Annotated in this window: 15 protein-coding genes; 12 read left to right on the top strand and 3 right to left on the bottom strand. The window is 66.5% G+C overall.

The window, feature by feature from the left end:
- The first annotated feature begins 152 nt into the window (after nt 1-152).
- The 12 genes from OSH07_RS18510 to OSH07_RS18455 all read left to right on the top strand — a co-directional run bounded on the left by OSH07_RS18510 (nt 153) and on the right by OSH07_RS18455 (nt 13,642).
- Nucleotides 153-542: a RidA family protein gene (locus OSH07_RS18510; RefSeq protein WP_266340169.1), complete on the top strand. Its 390-nt coding sequence runs from the start codon at nt 153-155 to the stop codon at nt 540-542.
- An 83-nt stretch (nt 543-625) separates the two neighbouring features.
- Nucleotides 626-1,981 (top strand): 8-oxoguanine deaminase, encoded by a 1,356-nt coding sequence (locus OSH07_RS18505; protein WP_266340168.1) that lies wholly within the window; start codon nt 626-628, stop codon nt 1,979-1,981.
- A 60-nt stretch (nt 1,982-2,041) separates the two neighbouring features.
- On the top strand, nt 2,042-3,397 hold the full coding sequence (locus OSH07_RS18500; protein WP_266340167.1) for an 8-oxoguanine deaminase: 1,356 nt from the start codon (nt 2,042-2,044) through the stop codon (nt 3,395-3,397).
- A 102-nt stretch (nt 3,398-3,499) separates the two neighbouring features.
- Nucleotides 3,500-4,306 carry a creatininase family protein gene (locus OSH07_RS18495; protein WP_266340166.1) on the top strand — a complete coding sequence of 269 codons (807 nt, stop codon included), beginning with the start codon at nt 3,500-3,502 and terminating at the stop codon, nt 4,304-4,306.
- Nucleotides 4,307-4,423: 117 nt separating this feature from the next.
- Complete coding sequence (locus OSH07_RS18490) at nt 4,424-5,350, top strand: NAD(P)-dependent oxidoreductase (protein WP_266340165.1); 927 nt, start codon at nt 4,424-4,426, stop codon at nt 5,348-5,350.
- A gap of 146 nt (nt 5,351-5,496) precedes the next feature.
- The gene (locus OSH07_RS18485; protein WP_266340164.1) at nt 5,497-7,086 is read left to right on the top strand and encodes an ABC transporter substrate-binding protein; all 1,590 of its coding nucleotides are present in this window, start codon (nt 5,497-5,499) and stop codon (nt 7,084-7,086) included.
- A gap of 182 nt (nt 7,087-7,268) precedes the next feature.
- Nucleotides 7,269-8,279, top strand: coding sequence for an ABC transporter permease subunit (locus OSH07_RS18480; protein WP_266340163.1), 1,011 nt, complete (start codon nt 7,269-7,271; stop codon nt 8,277-8,279).
- Entirely contained in the window at nt 8,269-9,174 is a 906-nt protein-coding gene (locus OSH07_RS18475; RefSeq protein WP_266340162.1) for an ABC transporter permease subunit, read from the top strand. Before OSH07_RS18480 ends, OSH07_RS18475 begins: the two co-directional genes overlap by 11 nt.
- A 1-nt stretch (nt 9,175) precedes the next feature.
- Nucleotides 9,176-10,183 (top strand): ABC transporter ATP-binding protein, encoded by a 1,008-nt coding sequence (locus tag OSH07_RS18470; protein WP_266340161.1) that lies wholly within the window; start codon nt 9,176-9,178, stop codon nt 10,181-10,183.
- The gene (locus tag OSH07_RS18465) at nt 10,180-11,166 is read left to right on the top strand and encodes a dipeptide ABC transporter ATP-binding protein (RefSeq protein ID WP_266340160.1); all 987 of its coding nucleotides are present in this window, start codon (nt 10,180-10,182) and stop codon (nt 11,164-11,166) included. The genes OSH07_RS18470 and OSH07_RS18465 overlap by 4 nt, the downstream gene beginning before the upstream one ends.
- 290 nt (nt 11,167-11,456) lie before the next feature.
- Entirely contained in the window at nt 11,457-12,539 is a 1,083-nt protein-coding gene (locus OSH07_RS18460) for a CobW family GTP-binding protein (RefSeq protein ID WP_266340159.1), read from the top strand.
- Between the two features lie 119 nt (nt 12,540-12,658).
- The gene (locus OSH07_RS18455) at nt 12,659-13,642 is read left to right on the top strand and encodes a WD40 repeat domain-containing protein (protein ID WP_266340336.1); all 984 of its coding nucleotides are present in this window, start codon (nt 12,659-12,661) and stop codon (nt 13,640-13,642) included.
- A 73-nt stretch (nt 13,643-13,715) separates the two neighbouring features.
- On the opposite strand, the gene OSH07_RS18450 is transcribed toward OSH07_RS18455, so the two are convergent.
- From OSH07_RS18450 to OSH07_RS18440, 3 genes are all read right to left on the bottom strand, one after another.
- On the bottom strand, nt 13,716-14,078 hold the full coding sequence (locus OSH07_RS18450) for a heme-copper oxidase family protein (protein WP_266340158.1): 363 nt from the start codon (nt 14,076-14,078) through the stop codon (nt 13,716-13,718).
- A gap of 511 nt (nt 14,079-14,589) precedes the next feature.
- Nucleotides 14,590-14,742 (bottom strand): DUF1127 domain-containing protein, encoded by a 153-nt coding sequence (locus OSH07_RS18445; RefSeq protein WP_336802369.1) that lies wholly within the window; start codon nt 14,740-14,742, stop codon nt 14,590-14,592.
- A 404-nt stretch (nt 14,743-15,146) separates the two neighbouring features.
- Nucleotides 15,147-16,577: a homospermidine synthase gene (locus OSH07_RS18440; RefSeq protein WP_266340157.1), complete on the bottom strand. Its 1,431-nt coding sequence runs from the start codon at nt 16,575-16,577 to the stop codon at nt 15,147-15,149.
- Between the last annotated feature and the right edge of the window lie 54 nt (nt 16,578-16,631).

Here is a 16,631-nt window from a genome sequence, read left to right as displayed (position 1 = left end):
CCTGCTCAAGATAGCGGCAGCGGCCAGGAAATTGAGCATTCCCGGCAAAACGCGCCCGCTGACAGGCGCGCGGCGCGACCGCCCGGCCTTGCCAGTGCCGCCATCCGCCCCCTACCCTCCGGGATCTCATTCCAGCCCCGGAGCTTCGCACGGTGAACCAGCCGCTCTCCCCCAAGGACATCCGCCCGCCCTTCGGCCGCTACAGCCATGGTGTCGAGGCGCCGGCCGGCAGCCGCTTCATCTACACTTCCGGCCAGCTCGGGGTCCGCGCCGACGACAGCGTTCCCGACAGCGTCGAGGAGCAGGCCGAGATCTGCTTCGAGAACATCCGCGCGATCCTCGCCGCCGGCGGCATGGAACTCTCCGACATCGTCCGCCTCAACGCCTTCGTCACCCGGCGCGAGGACATGCGCCGCTACATGAACGTGCGCGACCGTTTCGTCAGCGAGCCGCTGCCGGCCTCGACGCTCTACATCGTCACCGGCTTCACCCGGCCGGAATTCCTGGTCGAGATCGAGGCCGTGGCCGCCAAGGCGGACTGAAGGCCGGGCGCGCTGGCGCGCATCTTGCGAGCCTCGCAGCCGACAGCCTGCGCCGGACGGCGCGCGACAGGACGGGGAGCGACATGACGACGAGCGAAAGAACCTGGCTGAAGGATCCGATCGCCGTGCTGGCCGAAGGGGCCGAGCGCGGCGTCGTCGTCGAGGACGGCCGGATCACCGAGCTGGTAGGCAAGGGCGCCGAGCCGAGCCACCCGGTCCACAAGGTGTTCGACGCCTCGCGCCATGTCGTGACGCCCGGCCTCGTCAACACGCATCACCACATGTTCCAGACGCTGACGCGCGCCCATCCGGCGGCGATCAACAAGGAACTCTTCCCCTGGCTGCAGGCGCTGTTCCCGATCTGGGCGAAAAACGTCAATCCCGACAATCTGCGCCTCGCCACCCGCCTCGCCCTGACCGAACTCCTGATCTCCGGCTGCACCACCGCCTCGGACCACCAGTATCTCTTCCCGCCCGGCCTCGACGCCGCCATGGACATCCAGGCGGAGGAAGCCGGCAAGCTCGGCGTCCGCATGACGCTGACGCGCGGCGCGCTCAACCTCACGACCGAGGAAGGCGGCAATGCCGACCAGGGCGCCGTGCAGGATACCGACGTCATCCTCGCCGATTGCGAGCGGGTGATCGGCCGCTACCACGACCGCTCCGAGGGCGCGATGCTGCAGGTGGCGCTCGCCCCCTGCGCGCCCTTCAACGTCACCAAGCGGCTGATGGTCGAGACGGCGGCCTTGGCCGAGCGCTGCGGCTGCCGGCTGCATACCCATCTCGGCGAAACCCGCGACGAGAACGACTACTGCATGGAGCATTTCGGCTACCGGCCGGTCGATTATCTCGAGGAGTGCGGCTGGCTCAACGACCGGGTCTGGCTGGCGCATGGCATCCATTTCAACGACGAGGAGGTGATGCGGCTCGGCCGCCACGGCGTCGGCGTCTCGCATTGCCCGACCTCGAACATGGTGCTCGCCTCCGGCCAGTGCCGCACCAAGGAACTGGAAGCGGCGGGATCGCCGGTCGGCCTCGGGGTCGACGGCTCGGCCTCGAACGACAACTCCAACCTGATGGAGGGCGTGCGCCACGCCCTGATGATCAACCGCCTCACCTACAATGCCGAGAGCGTCACCCATTTCGACGCGTTCCGCTGGGCGACGGAAGGGTCGGCGCGCTGCCTCGGCCGCGACGACATCGGTGCGATCGCCGTCGGCAAGCAGGCCGACATGGCGCTCTACACGCTCGACGAACTGCGCTTCTCCGGCGCCGGCGACCCGCTCGCCGCCCTCGTGCTCTGCGGCGCCTACAAGGCCGACCGCGTGATGGTGAAGGGCGACTGGCGCGTCGAGGACGGCGTGCCCGTCGGCATGGACCTCGCGAAACTTCGCTACGAGCATGGCGAGGCGGCGAAGGCGTTCTTGGAGTCGCTATAGGTGGCATCGAGCTCAACCCCACCCTCTCCCGCCTGGCGGGAAAGGGATAGGCAGTCCGCCATGACCGAACGCATCTGGATCCGCGACCCCATCGCCATCCTCGCCGAAGGCGCCGAGCGCGGCGTCGTGGTGGAAGGCGGCCGGATCGTCGAAGGCGTCGGCCGCGGCGCCGAGCCCGTCCATCCCGTGCAGAAGATCTTCGACGCCTCGCGCCATGTCGTCACGCCGGGCCTCGTCAACACGCATCACCACTTCTTCCAGACGATGACGCGGGCGCATCCAGCGGCGATCAACAAGTCGCTCTGGCCGTGGATCGCCTCGATCTATCCCTATTGGACGAAATACGTGAACGCGGAGAATTTCCGCCTCGCCGCCCGCCTGTCCATGACCGAACTGCTGATGTCGGGCTGCACCTGCGCCTCCGACCACCACTATCTCTTTCCCCGCGGCCTCGAGGACGCGATGGACATCGAGGCGGAGGAGGCAGCGCGGATCGGCCTGCGCATGACGCTGACGCGCGGCGCGCTCGATCTCTCCGGCGCCGAGGACAGCCAGGCGCTCGCCCCCGGCGGCGCCATCCAGGACGACGACGTCATCCTCGCCGATTGCGAGCGCATCATCGGCCGCTACCACGACCTTTCCGACGGGGCGATGACCCGCGTCGCGCTCGCCCCCAACGCGCCGTTCGACGTCACCAAGCGGCTGATGCGCGAGACGGCGGCGCTTGCCGAAAAGCACGATTGCCGCCTGCATACCCACCTCGTCGAGACGAAGCAGGAGGCCGACTTCGCCCGCGACAAGCACGGCATGACGGCGGTGGACTATCTCGAGGATTGCGGCTGGCTCTCCAACCGCACCTGGCTGGCGCATGGCATCTATTTCGACGATGCGGAGATCGCCAAGCTCGGCCGCCACGGCGTCGGCGTCTGCCATTGCCCAACCTCCAACATGGTGCTCGCCTCCGGCATGTGCCGGACCAAGGAACTGGAAGCGGCCGGCGTGGCGGTGGGCCTCGGCGTCGATGGCGGCGCGTCCAACGACAATTCCAACCTGATGGAGGCCGTTCGCCACGCGCTGATGATCGGCCGGCTCAAATATGACGCCGCCAGCGTCACCCATCTCGATGCGTTGCGCTGGGGCATGGCCGGCTCGGCCCGCTGCCTCGGCCGCGACGATATCGGTGCGATCGCGGTCGGCAGGCAGGCCGACATGGCGTTCTGGTCCTTGGACGAATTGCGCTTCTCCGGCGCCGGCGACCCGATCGCCGCGCTCGTGCTCTGCGGCGCGCATGCCGCCGACCGCGTCATGGTCAAGGGCGAATGGCGGGTCGAGGACGGCGCGCCGGTCGGCGTCGATGTCGCAAGGCTGCGCCACGAGCATCATCAGGCTTCGCGCGCCTTCTTGGAAGCGCTATGACAGCAAGCATCCCTGCCGACGGCCACCCGGCCCGTCCCCGATCCTAACCGCAGCGCACGGCTCGACGCCGCCGCGAAACGATCCTTGAGAGAGACCATCGGAATGACCCTTCCCCGCCCCTATTGGCACGAGATGCAGGCCCCGGCTTTCCAGGGCGGTGAAAAGGACTGGATCGCGGTCCTGCCGGTCTGCGCCATCGAGCAGCACGGCCCGCATCTGCCCGTCTTCACCGATGCCTGCATCGGCGAAGGCATGGTGAAGCGCGTCGTCGAGATGCTGCCCGACGGCCTGCCGGCGACCTTCCTGCCGCTGCAGTCGATCGGCAAGTCGAACGAGCACATCTCCTCGCCCGGCACGCTCACCTTCACGTGGGAAACCGCCATCCGCATGTGGATGGAGATCGGCGACAGCATCGCCCGCGCCGGCGTCCGCAAGCTCGTCATCGTCACCTCGCATGGCGGCAATGTCCCGGTTGCCGATATCCTCGCCCGCGAATTGCGCATCAAGTACGAGATGCTGGTCGTCTCGACCGGCTGGACCAATGTCGGCGAGCCGGAAGGCATGGTGCCCGAGGAGGAATATCTCTACGGCATCCATGGCGGCGACGTTGAAACCTCGATCATGCTGCACTTCCGCCCCGACCTCGTCGACATGTCGAAGGCCGAGGATTTCCGCTCGACCCAGCTCGACCTGCTGAAGGAATTCAAGCGCCTGCGTTTCCACGGCGCGCCGGCGCGCGCCGCCTGGAAGGCGCAGGATCTGAACCCGAAGGGCGCGGTCGGCAACGCCACGCGGGCAACCGCAGATCGCGGCCGGCAGATGGTCGACTACCAGGCGGCGGCCTTCGTCGAGCTGCTCGAGGAAATGGCGCGTTTCGACCTCGGCCGGCTCTGGAAGGCGCCTGCCTGACACGACGAAATTCGACCGAAAACACTCGGGAAAACGCTTGGGAATGTCCCGTGTCTGTTGCTAGCATGAAGTCGCAGCGCGACGGCATCGGCCCCAGCGTTTGTCCCGGGGGCGGGCGTGGTCGACATTGTCATTTCCGAATTCATCCACAAGAACGCGGTCGCGGATCTCTCCCGCGACTTCGAGGTTCATTATGAGCCGACGCTCGGCAGCGACCTGACGGGCCTGTCGCGGCTGGTGCGCCAGGCGCGCGCGCTGATCATCCGCGACCGCACGGTGGTCGACGTGCCGCTGATCGCCAAGGCGCTGCACCTGCGCGTCATCGGCCAGGTCGGCCCCGTCTCCGACAATATCGACATGCTTTCCTGCGAGGCGCGCGGCGTCGCCATCGTCCGCGCGCCCGACATGATCGCCGACGCCATCGGCGAATATGTCGTCGCCAGCGCGATGATGCTGACGCGCGGCGCCTTCTTCGCCACCCGCGACGTGATGCAGGGCAAGTGGCCGCGCGGCCATCTCGTCGGCCGCGAGATCGGCGGCCGGACGCTCGGCCTGGTCGGGCTCGATTTCGGCGCCCGCGCCGCCGCGCTCCGCGCCCGCGCGCTCGGCATGCGCGTCATCAGCTGGGATCCGTTCCTGAAGCCGGCGCACCCGGTCTGGAACGAGGTCGAGCGGGTCGATTTCGAGGACCTGCTCGGCGATTCCGACGTCGTCAGCGTGCATCTGCCGGCGCGGCCGGAATTCGTCGGCCGGATCGGCACAGCCGCACTGGCGCGGATGAAATCGGGCGCGGTGGTGATAGCGGTCGGCGGCGGCGGCGTCGTCGACGAGGCGGCCGTCGCCAACATGCTCGCCATCGGCCGCCTGCGCGGCGCCGCCTTCGACGGCTTCGAGATCGAGCCGCTCAACAGCGAGGCCGGGTCGATCTTCGCCGCCGTCCCCAACCTGATCCTGACGCCGAGGATCGCCGACCTGACGCTCGAATCGCACCTGCGCTCCTCGGCCGCGATCGTCGCCAAGGTGCGCGGCGCGCTCGGTCCTTGATCATCCGGCAAAAAATCCCTCTTGCAATAGTGACGCGCCTCGGCTGGATTGGGGCTTTCCCGCCAAACCGAGGTTCCAGCAAAAGGAACCCGACTGCAGGGCGGGCTGAAAGCGCTTTGGATGGCGCGTGCCAGGGGAGTTGAGGAATGAAGAAATTTGCCCGCCTGTTGGCGGCAACCATGCTTGTCACCGGCATCGCTTCGATGGCGGAAGCCAAGACGCTGGTCTATTGCTCGGAAGGCAGCCCCGAGAATTTCAATCCGCAGGTCAACACCACCGGCACGTCCTTCGACGCCGCCCGGCCGGTGTTCAACCAGCTCGTCGAGTTCGAGCCGGGCACCACGAAGATCCGCCCCGGCCTCGCCGAGAGCTGGGAAGTGTCGCCCGACGGCATGGAAGTCACCTTCCATCTGCGCAAGGGCGTGAAGTTCCATTCGTCGAAGATCTTCAAGCCGACGCGCGACTTCAACGCCGACGACGTGCTGTTCTCGTTCAATCGCATGTGGAAGGAAGACAATCCCTACCACAAGGTGTCGGGCGGCGCGTATGACTACTTCAACGACATGGAGATGCCGACGCTGCTGAAGTCGATCGACAAGCTCGACGACTACACGGTCAAGTTCACGCTGACCAAGCCGAACGCACCCTTCCTCGCCAATCTCGGCATGGACTTCGCCACCATCCATTCGGCCGAGTATGCCGACCAGATGCTGAAGGCGGGCAAGCCCGAGACGGTCGACCAGCAGCCGATCGGCACCGGCCCGTTCACCTTCGTCGCCTACCAGAAGGACGCCGTCATCCGCTTCAAGGCGTTCCCGGACTTCTGGGGCCCGAAGGCCAAGATCGACGACCTCGTCTTCGCGATCACCAAGGATCCGACGGCGCGCTGGGCCAAGCTGCAGAAGAACGAGTGCCAGGTGATGATCGGCCCGAACCCGGCCGACCTCGACGCCATGGGCAAGGACCCGAACGTCAACCTGCTGTCGCAGCCCGGCCTCAACATCGCCTATCTCGCCTTCAACGTGACCAAGCCGCCCTTCGACAAGAAGGAAGTGCGCCAGGCGCTGACGATGGCGATCGACCAGGCGACGATCATCAAGGACGTCTATGGCGGCGCCGGCCAGGCGGCCAAGAACTTCATTCCGCCGACGATCTGGAGCTACAACGACGCCATCGAGCCCTACAAATACGACCCGGCCAAGGCCAAGGAAATGCTGAAGGCCGCCGGCGTCCAGGAAGGCTTCGAGAGCGACCTGTGGTGGATGCCCGTCACGCGTCCCTACAACCCCAACGCCAAGCGCGTCGCGGAGCTGATGCAGGCCGATTTCGAGAAGGTCGGCATCAAGACCCATCTCGTTTCGTTCGAATGGGGCGAATACCGCAAGCGCATGCAGGCCGGCGAGCACCAGATGGGCCAGCTCGGCTGGAGCGGCGATAACGGCGATCCCGACAACTTCTTCTTCCTGCTCGGCTGCGAGGGCGCCCGTCCGGGCGGCCAGAACCTGTCCAAGTGGTGCAACAAGGACTTCGAGGCTCTCTTCCAGAAGGCCAAGTCGACCTTCGACGTCGCCGAGCGCGCCAAGCTCTACGAGCAGATGCAGGTGATCGCGCATGAAGAAGCGCCGGTCTTCAACATCGCGCATTCGGTCGTCTACGAACCGATCCGCAAGAACGTGACGAATTACAAGGTCAGCCCGCTCGGCCGCCGCGAATTCGCGGAAGTCGGTCTCGAGTAGCAAGCGACGACGAGGACGGAGGCGCACCACACCTCCGTCGTCCCGGGACAAGGCGATGGCTGAGGCGATCGCTTGCCCCGGGATTCATCCGGCCCCGCGCGGGGCCGGATGAATCCCCGCCTTCGCGCGGGGATGACGGCAGTGACACGGCTCCCTGCCTCGCCTTCCAGGCGGTAAACACCATGTTCAGTTTCATTGTCCGGCGCGTGCTCCTGGTCATCCCGACCTTCCTGGCCATCGCCTTCCTGACCTTTGTCGCCATCCGGCTCGTGCCCGGCGACCCGGTCGAAGCCCGTACCGGCGAGCGCGGCATCTCGGCCGAACGCCTCGCCTATTTCCGCCATGAGCTCGGTCTCGACCAGCCGGTCTGGAAGCAGTTCCTCGACTATCTCTGGCAGATCGCGCATGGCGATTTCGGTACGTCGATCTCGACGCAGACGCCGATCCTGACCGAATTCACGACGCTGTTCCCGGCGACGCTGGAACTCGCCATCTGCGCCATGATCTTCGCCACCGTGCTCGGCATTCCGGCCGGCGTGATCGCGGCGACGCGGCGCGGCTCCTTCGTCGACTACACGCTGATGGGCGCGGCGCTGACCGGCTTCTCGATGCCGATCTTCTGGTGGGGCCTGCTGCTGATCCTGTTCTTCTCGGTCGATCTCGGCTGGACACCCGTCTCGGGTCGCATCGACCTGCTCTATTATTTCGAGCCCGTCACCGGCTTCATGCTGATCGACAGCTGGCTGTCCGGCGAGGAAGGCGCGTTTGCCTCGGCCGTGTCGCACCTGATCCTGCCGACCATCGTGCTCGGCACCATCCCGCTCGCCACCATCGCCCGCATGACCCGATCGGCCATGCTCGAGATCCTCGGCGAAGATTACGTCCGCACCGCCCGCGCCAAGGGACTGTCGCCGTTCCGCGTCGTCGGCGTGCATGCGCTCCGCAACGCGCTGATCCCCGTCGTCACCGTGATCGGCCTGCAGGTCGGCGCGCTGATGGCCGGCGCGGTGCTGACCGAATACATCTTCTCCTGGCCCGGGATCGGCTCCTGGCTGATCGAATCGATCCAGCGCCGCGACTATCCGGTGCTGCAGGGCGGCATCCTGCTGGTTTCCGGCATCGTCATCGTGATCAACATCATCGTCGACCTTCTCTACGGCGTACTCAACCCGAGGATCCGCCATGCCCGCTGAGAAAACCGCCGCCCTCGCCGCGCCGAAGGCGCCGCCCGGCCCCTTCGCCAGCTTCTTCCGCGACTTCTCGGAGAACCGCGCCGCGCTGGTCGGGTTGATCATCCTCGGCCTGCTCGTCTTCGTCGCCATCTTCGCCAACTTCCTGGCGCCCTATTCGCCGACCGAGCAGTTCCGCGAGTTCACCCGCATACCGCCCGCCTGGGTCGAAGGCGGCAACCGCGCCTTCCTGCTCGGCACCGACGAGATCGGCCGCGACATGCTCTCGCGCCTCATCTTCGGCGCCAGGCTGTCGCTGTTCATCGGCCTTTCCGTCGTGCTGGCCTCGATGGTGGTCGGCATCGTGCTCGGCCTCGTCGCGGCGTTCGCCCCCGGCTGGCCTTCAATCGTTATCATGCGGGCGATGGACGTCATCCTGTCGGTGCCGAGCCTGCTGCTCGCCATCGTCATCGTCGCCATCATCGGCCCGAGCCTGACCAACACGATCATCGCCATCACCGTCGTCTACCTGCCCTATTACGTCCGCCTGGTGCGGGCGTCGGCGCTGCAGGAAAAGACGCGCGACTATGTGACGGCGGCCCGCGTCGGCGGCGCCGGCACGTTGCGCATCATGTTCCGCACCGTGCTGCCCAACTGCATGGCGCCGATCATCGTGCAGGCGGCGCTGACCATCTCGAACGCCATCCTCGAGGCGGCGGCGCTCGGCTTCCTCGGCCTCGGCGCCCAGCCGCCCTCGCCCGAATGGGGCGCGATGCTCGCCTCGGCGCGCGAATTCCTGCAATCGGCGCCCTGGATCGTCACCGAACCCGGCCTCGCCATCCTGATCACCGTGCTTGCCATCAACCTCGTCGGCGACGGCCTGCGCGATGCGCTCGATCCGAAGATGCGGAGGAGCTGACATGCCGCTTCTCGAAATTTCCGACCTCTCCGTCGACTTCAAGACCGCCGGCGGCCAGTTCCGCGCCGTCGACAACGTCTCGCTCACCGTCGATCGCGGCGAGATCCTGGCGATCGTCGGCGAATCGGGCTCCGGCAAGTCCGTCGCCATGCTGGCGGTGATGGGGCTCCTGCCCTGGACCGCCACGGTCACCGCCAGGACGCTCGCCTTCGACGGCCGCGACCTGCTGACGCTTTCGCCGCGCGAGCGGCGCCGGCTGGTCGGCAAGGACATGGCGATGATCTTCCAGGAGCCGATGTCGAGCCTCAATCCGTGCTTCACGGTCGGCTACCAGATCGGCGAGAGCCTGAAGGTGCATCTCGGCCTGTCGAAGAGCGAGCGCCGCCAGCGCTCGATCGAGCTCCTCAACGCCGTCGGCATTCCCGATCCCGAGCGCCGGCTTTCCGCCTTCCCGCATCAGCTTTCCGGCGGCATGAGCCAGCGCGTGATGATCGCCATGGCGCTCGCCTGCCGGCCGAAGCTGATCATCGCCGACGAGCCGACGACGGCGCTCGACGTCACCATCCAGGCGCAGATCCTGGAGCTGCTCGTCTCGCTGCAGCGCGAGACCGACACCGGCCTCGTGCTGATCACCCACGACATGGGCGTCGTCGCCGAGACGGCGGAGCGGGTCTCCGTCCATTATGCCGGGCAGAAGATCGAGGAGCAGCCCGTCGGCCCGCTGTTCTCCGATCCGCATCATCCCTACACGGCGGCGCTGCTCGCGGCGCTGCCGGAGCGCGCGACCGGCAGGCACCTGCCGTCGATCCCCGGCGTCGTGCCCGGCCAGTTCGACCGGCCGCCGGCCTGCCTGTTCGAGCCGCGCTGCCGCTTCGCCACCGATCGCTGCCGCACCAAGGCGCCGCCGCGCCAGGGCGCGATGGCGGGCTTCGCGCTCTGCCATTATCCGCTGACGCATGGCCGCCCGATCGGCCATCCCCATCCCGAAGGCAGGGAGGTCGCGGCATGAACGCGCCCGTCATCCTGGAGGCCAGCAAGCTGGCCCGCTACTATTCGGTCGCCCGCGGCGCCTTCAAGCCCGCCGCCACCGTCCGGGCGCTCGCCGAGGCGAGCTTCACGCTTCAGGCCGGCAAGACGCTGGCGGTCGTCGGCGAATCCGGCTGCGGCAAGTCGACCCTCGCCCGCCTCGTCACCATGATCGAGGAACCGAGCGCCGGCCAGCTGGTGATCGGCGACACGGACATCGTCGGCGCCGACAAGGCGGCTCTGCGGAAGCTGCGCACCGAGGTGCAGATCGTCTTCCAGAACCCCTATGGCTCGCTCAATCCGCGCCAGAAGATCTTCGATGCGCTGGCCGAGCCGCTGATCATCAACCGCAAGGAGATGAACGCCTACCAGCGCAAGACGGCGGTGCTCGACATGCTGAAGCGGGTCGGCCTGCGTCCCGAACACGCCGACCGCTATCCGCACATGTTCTCCGGCGGCCAGCGCCAGCGCATCGCGATCGCCCGCGCGCTGATGCTGAAGCCTAGGATTCTCGTCCTCGACGAGCCCGTCTCCGCGCTCGACGTCTCCGTGCAGGCGCAGGTCCTCAACCTTCTGGTCGAGCTGCAGGAAAATCTCGGCCTGTCCTACCTCTTCATCAGCCACGGCCTGTCGGTCGTGCGGCACATGGCCGACGAGATCCTCGTCATGTATCTCGGCCGCGTCGTCGAACGCGCGCCGCGGGAAAAGCTGTTCGAGCAGCCGCTGCATCCCTATACGCAGGCGCTGCTCTCGGCGACGCCGATGGCCGATCCGGAACGCCAGCGCGAGCGGATCCGCCTCAAGGGCGAGCTGCCATCCCCGTTCAACCCGCCCAAGGGCTGCGCCTTCCATCCGCGCTGCCCGCTTGCCTTCGACAAATGCCGCGTCGACCGGCCGGAACTGCGCTTCCACGGCGACACGGAGGTCGCCTGCTGGGCGGTGGAACGCGACGCCGCCGCTTCATAGGTGGCGACGAGGTACAAGCCCTCACCCCAACCCTCTCCCGGGTACGGGAGAGGGAGCCCATGGCGCCCCGTCTCAACGCTGTCGGTCACGCCGGCCCAACGGCCCCCGTCATCGACCTCGCGGCCGATCGTCAGCGCCCCCTCTCCCGCTCGCGGGAGAGGGCCGGGGTGAGGGCCCTCGTTTTACCGCATCCGTTCCACCCCATCGCAATCGGCGCCGACATCCCTTATATCAGGCGGCAACCTCTTCCCCCTTTTGCGCGGGCTGACGTTCCGCGCCGGAGACATTTCATGACGGAAACCCAGATCCCGGTCACCGTGCTCACCGGCTATCTCGGCGCCGGCAAGACGACGCTGCTGAACCGCATCCTCTCGGAAAACCACGGCAAGAAATACGCCGTCGTCGTCAACGAGTTCGGCGAGATCGGCATCGACAACGACCTCATCGTCGAGAGCGACGAAGAGATCTACGAGATGAACAATGGCTGCGTCTGCTGCACGGTGCGCGGCGACCTGATCCGCGTCGTCGAGGGCCTGATGAAACGCCCCGGCGGCTTCGACGGCATCCTGGTCGAGACCACCGGCCTCGCCAATCCGGCGCCGGTCGCGCAGACCTTCTTCATGGATGACGACGTGCGCGCCAAGTCGCGCCTCGACGCGGTCGTCACCGTCGCCGACGCGATGAACCTGCTGACCCGGCTCGACGACGCGCCGGAGGCCGAGGAGCAGATCGCCTTCGCCGACGTGATCCTTCTCAACAAGACCGACCTGGTCGACGCCGAGAAGCTGGCCGCCGTCGAGCACCGCATCCGTGACATCAATCCGCATGCGACGATCTACCGGACCGAGCGCTGCGCCATCGACCTCTCCAAGGTGCTCGATCGCGGCGCCTTCGATCTCGAGCGCATCCTGACTCTCGACCCGGAATTCCTCGAGGGCGAGGATCACGACCACGATCACGTCCATGACGAGAATTGCGGCTGCGGTCACGACCATCACGACCACGACCATCATGGCCATGATCACCACCATCATCATGACCACGATCATCACCACCATCATCCGCGCCACGACGAATCCGTTTTCAGCGTCTCGCTGCGCGGCGGCTCGCTCGATCCGAACAAGTTCTTCCCCTGGATCCAGGAAATCACCCAGACCGAAGGCCCGAACATCCTTCGCCTGAAGGGCATCCTGTCGATGGACAAGGACCCCGACCGCTATGTCGTGCAGGGCGTCCACATGATCATCGAGGGCACGCACCAGCGTCCCTGGGCCGAGGGCGAGAAGCGCGAGAGCCGCCTCGTCTTCATCGGCCGCAAGCTGAATGAGGCAGCCCTTCGCAAGAGCTTCGAGGACTGCCTCGTCGCCGCCTGAGGCGGAACGCCCGGCATGAGGGGCGGCGCGCACTCCGCGCCGGCCCGAGCATTTCGTCATCCCGGCCCGCCGGGATGACCACTCGCCACACCACGACCGACATCGACCGGAACCGTCTCTTGCCCACCATCCAGTCCTTCCCGCTCGGCGCCTATGTCGTCGCCGCCGATTTCCTCGGTCACGAGCCGGTCTTTGCGCTCGGCGACGGCCATGTCGCGCGGGTCGACGGCCCCGCGGCCGAGAAGGTCGGCGTGCATTCCGGCGGCCTGCTCGCCGCCGCCCGCACGCAGGATGGCGAGCGGTTGATCACCACCGGCGATGACGGCCGCGTCATGGCGATCGACGCCAGCGGCCATGTCGAGGAAATCGCCGTCCAGCCAAAGAAGTGGATCGACCAGGTCGCCTGCGGCCCGGACGGCGCCATCGCCTATGCGAGCGGTCGCCAGGTCTTCGTCCGCTTCGCCAATGGCAAGGAGCGCGTGCTCGAGCATGAGCGCACCGCCGCCGGCCTCGCCTTTGCGCCGAAGGGGCTTCGCCTCGCCGTGGCGCGCTACAACGGCGTGTCGCTCTGGTGGATCGGCACGGAGGCGAAGCCGACCGAGTTCGAATGGAAGGGCTCGCATCTCGGCGTCACCTTCTCGCCGGACGGCAAGAACGTCATCACCTCGATGCAGGAGAATTCGCTGCATGGCTGGCGCGTCGCCGATGGCGGCGGCCACATGCGCATGTCCGGCTATCCCGGCAAGGTGAAGTCGATGTCGTGGTCGGCCAAGGGCCGCTTCCTGGCGACGTCGGGCGCGGAAATGGCCGTGCTCTGGCCGTTCCACTTCAAGGACGGCCCGATGGGCAAGCAGCCGCTGCAACTCGGCACCCGCGACCAGATCGTCACCTTCGTCGCCTGCCACCCCACCGAAGAGGTCGTGGCGATCGGCTACAAGGACGGCATGGTTCTGGCCGTGCGTTTCGCCGACAGCGACGAGGCGATCCTGCGCAAGCCGGCAGAGGGCGGCCCGGTCAGCGCGCTCGCCTGGGACCGGAAGGGCGTCCGCCTCGCCTTCGGCACCGAGGGCGGCGAAGCCGGCGTGATCGACCTCGCCGGCTGAGGCCGGCAAGGCGCTTGTCCGTGGCTTTCTTCACCTCTCCCTTCGGGAGAGCTAAGGAAGTGCACCCTGCGCGTCAGCGCGTGCTCGGCACCGGGCGGAAGATCGACACGGCGAACAGCACCATGCCGATCAGCGTGATCAGCGAGCCGAGAATGACGATTCTCTCGCCGGGAGGCAGTCCCTTCAGCGTCAGCACGAGGCCCGGGATCATGATCCACAGGCCGATCGTCGACACCCAGAACTGGATCAGGGCGAGCCGGCTCGCCGCCTTGGCGGGATTGGCGTTGTAGTAGAAGCCCATCAGCGCGAGCGACACCCAGCCGATCAGATTGAGATGCGCGTGCGCGGGGGCCAGCGTGAAGTCCTGCTTGGCGCCCATCATGATGCCGCCGATCATGCCGACGATGACATAGATCACGGCCGTGCCGATAAACATCTGGCTTATTCTTGGCATGTCGAACCCCTCCGACGAAACGGGGCCGACTCGTTCTTGGCTCTGGCCCCCCGAACGCGGTTACGACGTAACGGAAGCCAAGTCAAAATCATTCTAAGGAAGAAGATCGACAGTCGATCCCAGGAAGATCGCACCCTCAACCCCTGGGCGATGCTTTCGTCTCGGCGCAATCAGCAATCTGGCCGATCGGCGGGTGGCGGAAGTCGGGAGGCCCCGAAGGATGCGCGCGAGGGCAAAAGGCGAAGGCCGAAAAAGATGACGCCGGCGCGCGACCGGGAGCCGAAGGAGAAGGCTCTGAACTCGGTCGCGTCGGCCGGCGTCTGACGCATGGCGTCAAATAGGAAACGCCCGTCGGGGAGGAGGTCGACGGGCGTTTTAAGGGTGGCGCCTTGCCGGGGAGGAGGTCAGCTCGGCGCCGATCGCAGGGACATGGAGGGGAGGAAGATCCCTGCGAATTCCTTGCAGTCTGAAGTATCGCTCGGTGTCGGAAGTATTAGTAGCCGACAGCCTGCTTGGCGACCCGCTCGATCTCGCCGCGGTGAATGCCGAGGTCAGCAAGCTCGCGGTTGTTCAGGCGGGAAAGCTCGTTGTAGGTCTCGCGGAACTTGCGCCAGGTCTTGTAGGAAGCGAGGATGTTCATAGCCATTTCGGACGTCCTTTTGGGATAGGGTGTGATCTCTGTCGAACTGGCGCCGGATTTCTCTGTCGCCGTTCTTGTTGACGCTGATATAGGCTGCTGCTTCCGGATTGAGCACTGCGAAATTGCTCATGCCAGCGATGCGCGCAACGCAGAGCAGCATTAATTCTCGTGTCATATTGCGCCGCACCATTAAGCGATATGGCCGGATTGCGGCACCTGGCTGCCGATTGCGCCGGGAGGCGGGCGCCAAATCGGTCAAGACATGACGCTGGCGCATGTCGAGGCATGGCGGCCGCATGCCCATTTCCTGGGCGATCCGCACGCCGCGCCCGCCCCGCTCCGTCGAGCGCACAAAAAAAGACCGGGCCAGTGGCCCGGTCTCGATAGTGGACAACGTTGCGAAACGGCGATCAGCCGAGGTTGTGGACCAGCACGTTGCGGAACTGCCAGGGATCGCTCTCGTCGATATCCTCCGGGAAGAAGCCCGGCCGATCGGTGAGCGGCGTCCAGTCGGTGTAGATGCCCTCGACGGTGCCGAGATAGGGCCGCTGGATGCGCAGGCAGAGATGATAGTCCATCTCGTCCGCCTCGACGATGCCGGCGTTCGGATGCTCGAGCGCCCAGACCATGCCGGCGACCACCGCCGACGTCACCTGCATGCCGGTGGCGTTCTGGTAGGGCGCGTTCTCGCGCGCCTCGTCGATCGTCAGCCGCGAGCCATACCAGTAGGCGTTCTTGGCGTGGCCATAGAGCAGCACGCCGAGTTCGTCGCGACCGGCGATGATCTCTTCCTCGGAGAGGATGTGCTGCTTCGACTGGCGCTGGCCGGCGCGGCCGAACATCTCGTGCAGCGACAGCACCGCGTCGTTCGACGGGTGATAGGCATAGTGGCAGGTCGGCCGGTAGACGACCTCGCCGCCCTCGCGCACCGTGAAATGGTCGGCGATCGAGATCGCCTCATTGTGGGTGACGAGGAAGCCGAGCTGCGGACCGGGCGTCGGGCACCAGGAACGGACGCGCGTATCGGCGCCGGGGCCGAGCAGGAAGATCGCCGCGCCCGAGCCGGTGTCATGCGTGCGGGCATGGTCCGGGATCCAGCGCTCATGCGTGCCCCAGCCGAGCTCGGCCGGCTGCAGGCCCTCCGAGATGAAGCCCTCGACCGACCAGGTGTTGACGAAGGTGTCGAGCTGCTTGGCGACGCGGGCGCGCTGGGTGTCGCGCTCGGCGATGTGGATGCCCTTGACGCCGGTCGCCTGCATCAGCGCCGCCCATTCGCGCCGCGTCTTCGGCTCGTCATGCTCGATGTTGAGGTCGCGCGCCACGTCGAGCAGCGCCTGCTTGACGAACCACGATACCATGCCCGGATTGGCGCCCGAGCAGGAAACCGCAGTCGGGCCGCCCGGGCTGGCGCGCTTTTCGGCCAGCAGTTCCTCGCGCAGCGCATAGTTGGAGCGGGAGGCCGGATCGGCCTTGTGGTCGTAATAGAAGCCCGGCCACGGCTCGATCACCGTGTCGATGTAGAGGCTGCCGATCTCGCGGGCCAGCTTCATGATGTCGAGCGAGGAGGTGTCGACCGAGAGGTTGACGCAGAAGCCGCCCGCGCCGAGAAGCGGCGTCAGGATCTCGCGGTAGTTTTCCCGCGTCAGCGCGACCTTGACGTGCTTCACGCCATAGGTGGCCATCAGTCCGACGTTTTCACTGCTCGGCTCGATGACCGTGATCTGCGGCTGGTCCAGCGCGAAGTGGCGCTTGATCAGCGGGAGGAAACCTCGCCCGATCGAACCGAAGCCGATGATGACCACGGGGCCGTTGATGCGACCGTAGACAGGCCAATTCGTCATAGCGAGACACTCCTCAAAGTCGAAATCAACAAGTGGGGTACCGTACCCTTCCTT

The sequence above is a fragment of the Kaistia nematophila genome, from assembly GCF_026343855.1.
GTDB classification, from domain to species: domain Bacteria; phylum Pseudomonadota; class Alphaproteobacteria; order Rhizobiales; family Kaistiaceae; genus Kaistia; species Kaistia nematophila.
This window is presented reverse-complemented; position numbering and strand designations above follow the sequence as displayed.

What these genes read in the sequence shown, in the direction of transcription:
- OSH07_RS18440 (WP_266340157.1), bottom strand. Translation starts at nt 16,577, where the DNA reads ATGACGAATTGGCCTGTCTACGGTCGCATCAACGGCCCCGTGGTCATC.
- OSH07_RS18445 (WP_336802369.1), bottom strand. Translation starts at nt 14,742, where the DNA reads ATGGCTATGAACATCCTCGCTTCCTACAAGACCTGGCGCAAGTTCCGC.
- OSH07_RS18460 (WP_266340159.1), top strand. Translation starts at nt 11,457, where the DNA reads ATGACGGAAACCCAGATCCCGGTCACCGTGCTCACCGGCTATCTCGGC.
- OSH07_RS18495 (WP_266340166.1), top strand. Translation starts at nt 3,500, where the DNA reads ATGACCCTTCCCCGCCCCTATTGGCACGAGATGCAGGCCCCGGCTTTC.
- OSH07_RS18500 (WP_266340167.1), top strand. Translation starts at nt 2,042, where the DNA reads ATGACCGAACGCATCTGGATCCGCGACCCCATCGCCATCCTCGCCGAA.
- OSH07_RS18470 (WP_266340161.1), top strand. Translation starts at nt 9,176, where the DNA reads ATGCCGCTTCTCGAAATTTCCGACCTCTCCGTCGACTTCAAGACCGCC.
- OSH07_RS18480 (WP_266340163.1), top strand. Translation starts at nt 7,269, where the DNA reads ATGTTCAGTTTCATTGTCCGGCGCGTGCTCCTGGTCATCCCGACCTTC.
- OSH07_RS18505 (WP_266340168.1), top strand. Translation starts at nt 626, where the DNA reads ATGACGACGAGCGAAAGAACCTGGCTGAAGGATCCGATCGCCGTGCTG.
- OSH07_RS18475 (WP_266340162.1), top strand. Translation starts at nt 8,269, where the DNA reads ATGCCCGCTGAGAAAACCGCCGCCCTCGCCGCGCCGAAGGCGCCGCCC.
- OSH07_RS18450 (WP_266340158.1), bottom strand. Translation starts at nt 14,078, where the DNA reads ATGTTTATCGGCACGGCCGTGATCTATGTCATCGTCGGCATGATCGGC.
- OSH07_RS18485 (WP_266340164.1), top strand. Translation starts at nt 5,497, where the DNA reads ATGAAGAAATTTGCCCGCCTGTTGGCGGCAACCATGCTTGTCACCGGC.
- OSH07_RS18465 (WP_266340160.1), top strand. Translation starts at nt 10,180, where the DNA reads ATGAACGCGCCCGTCATCCTGGAGGCCAGCAAGCTGGCCCGCTACTAT.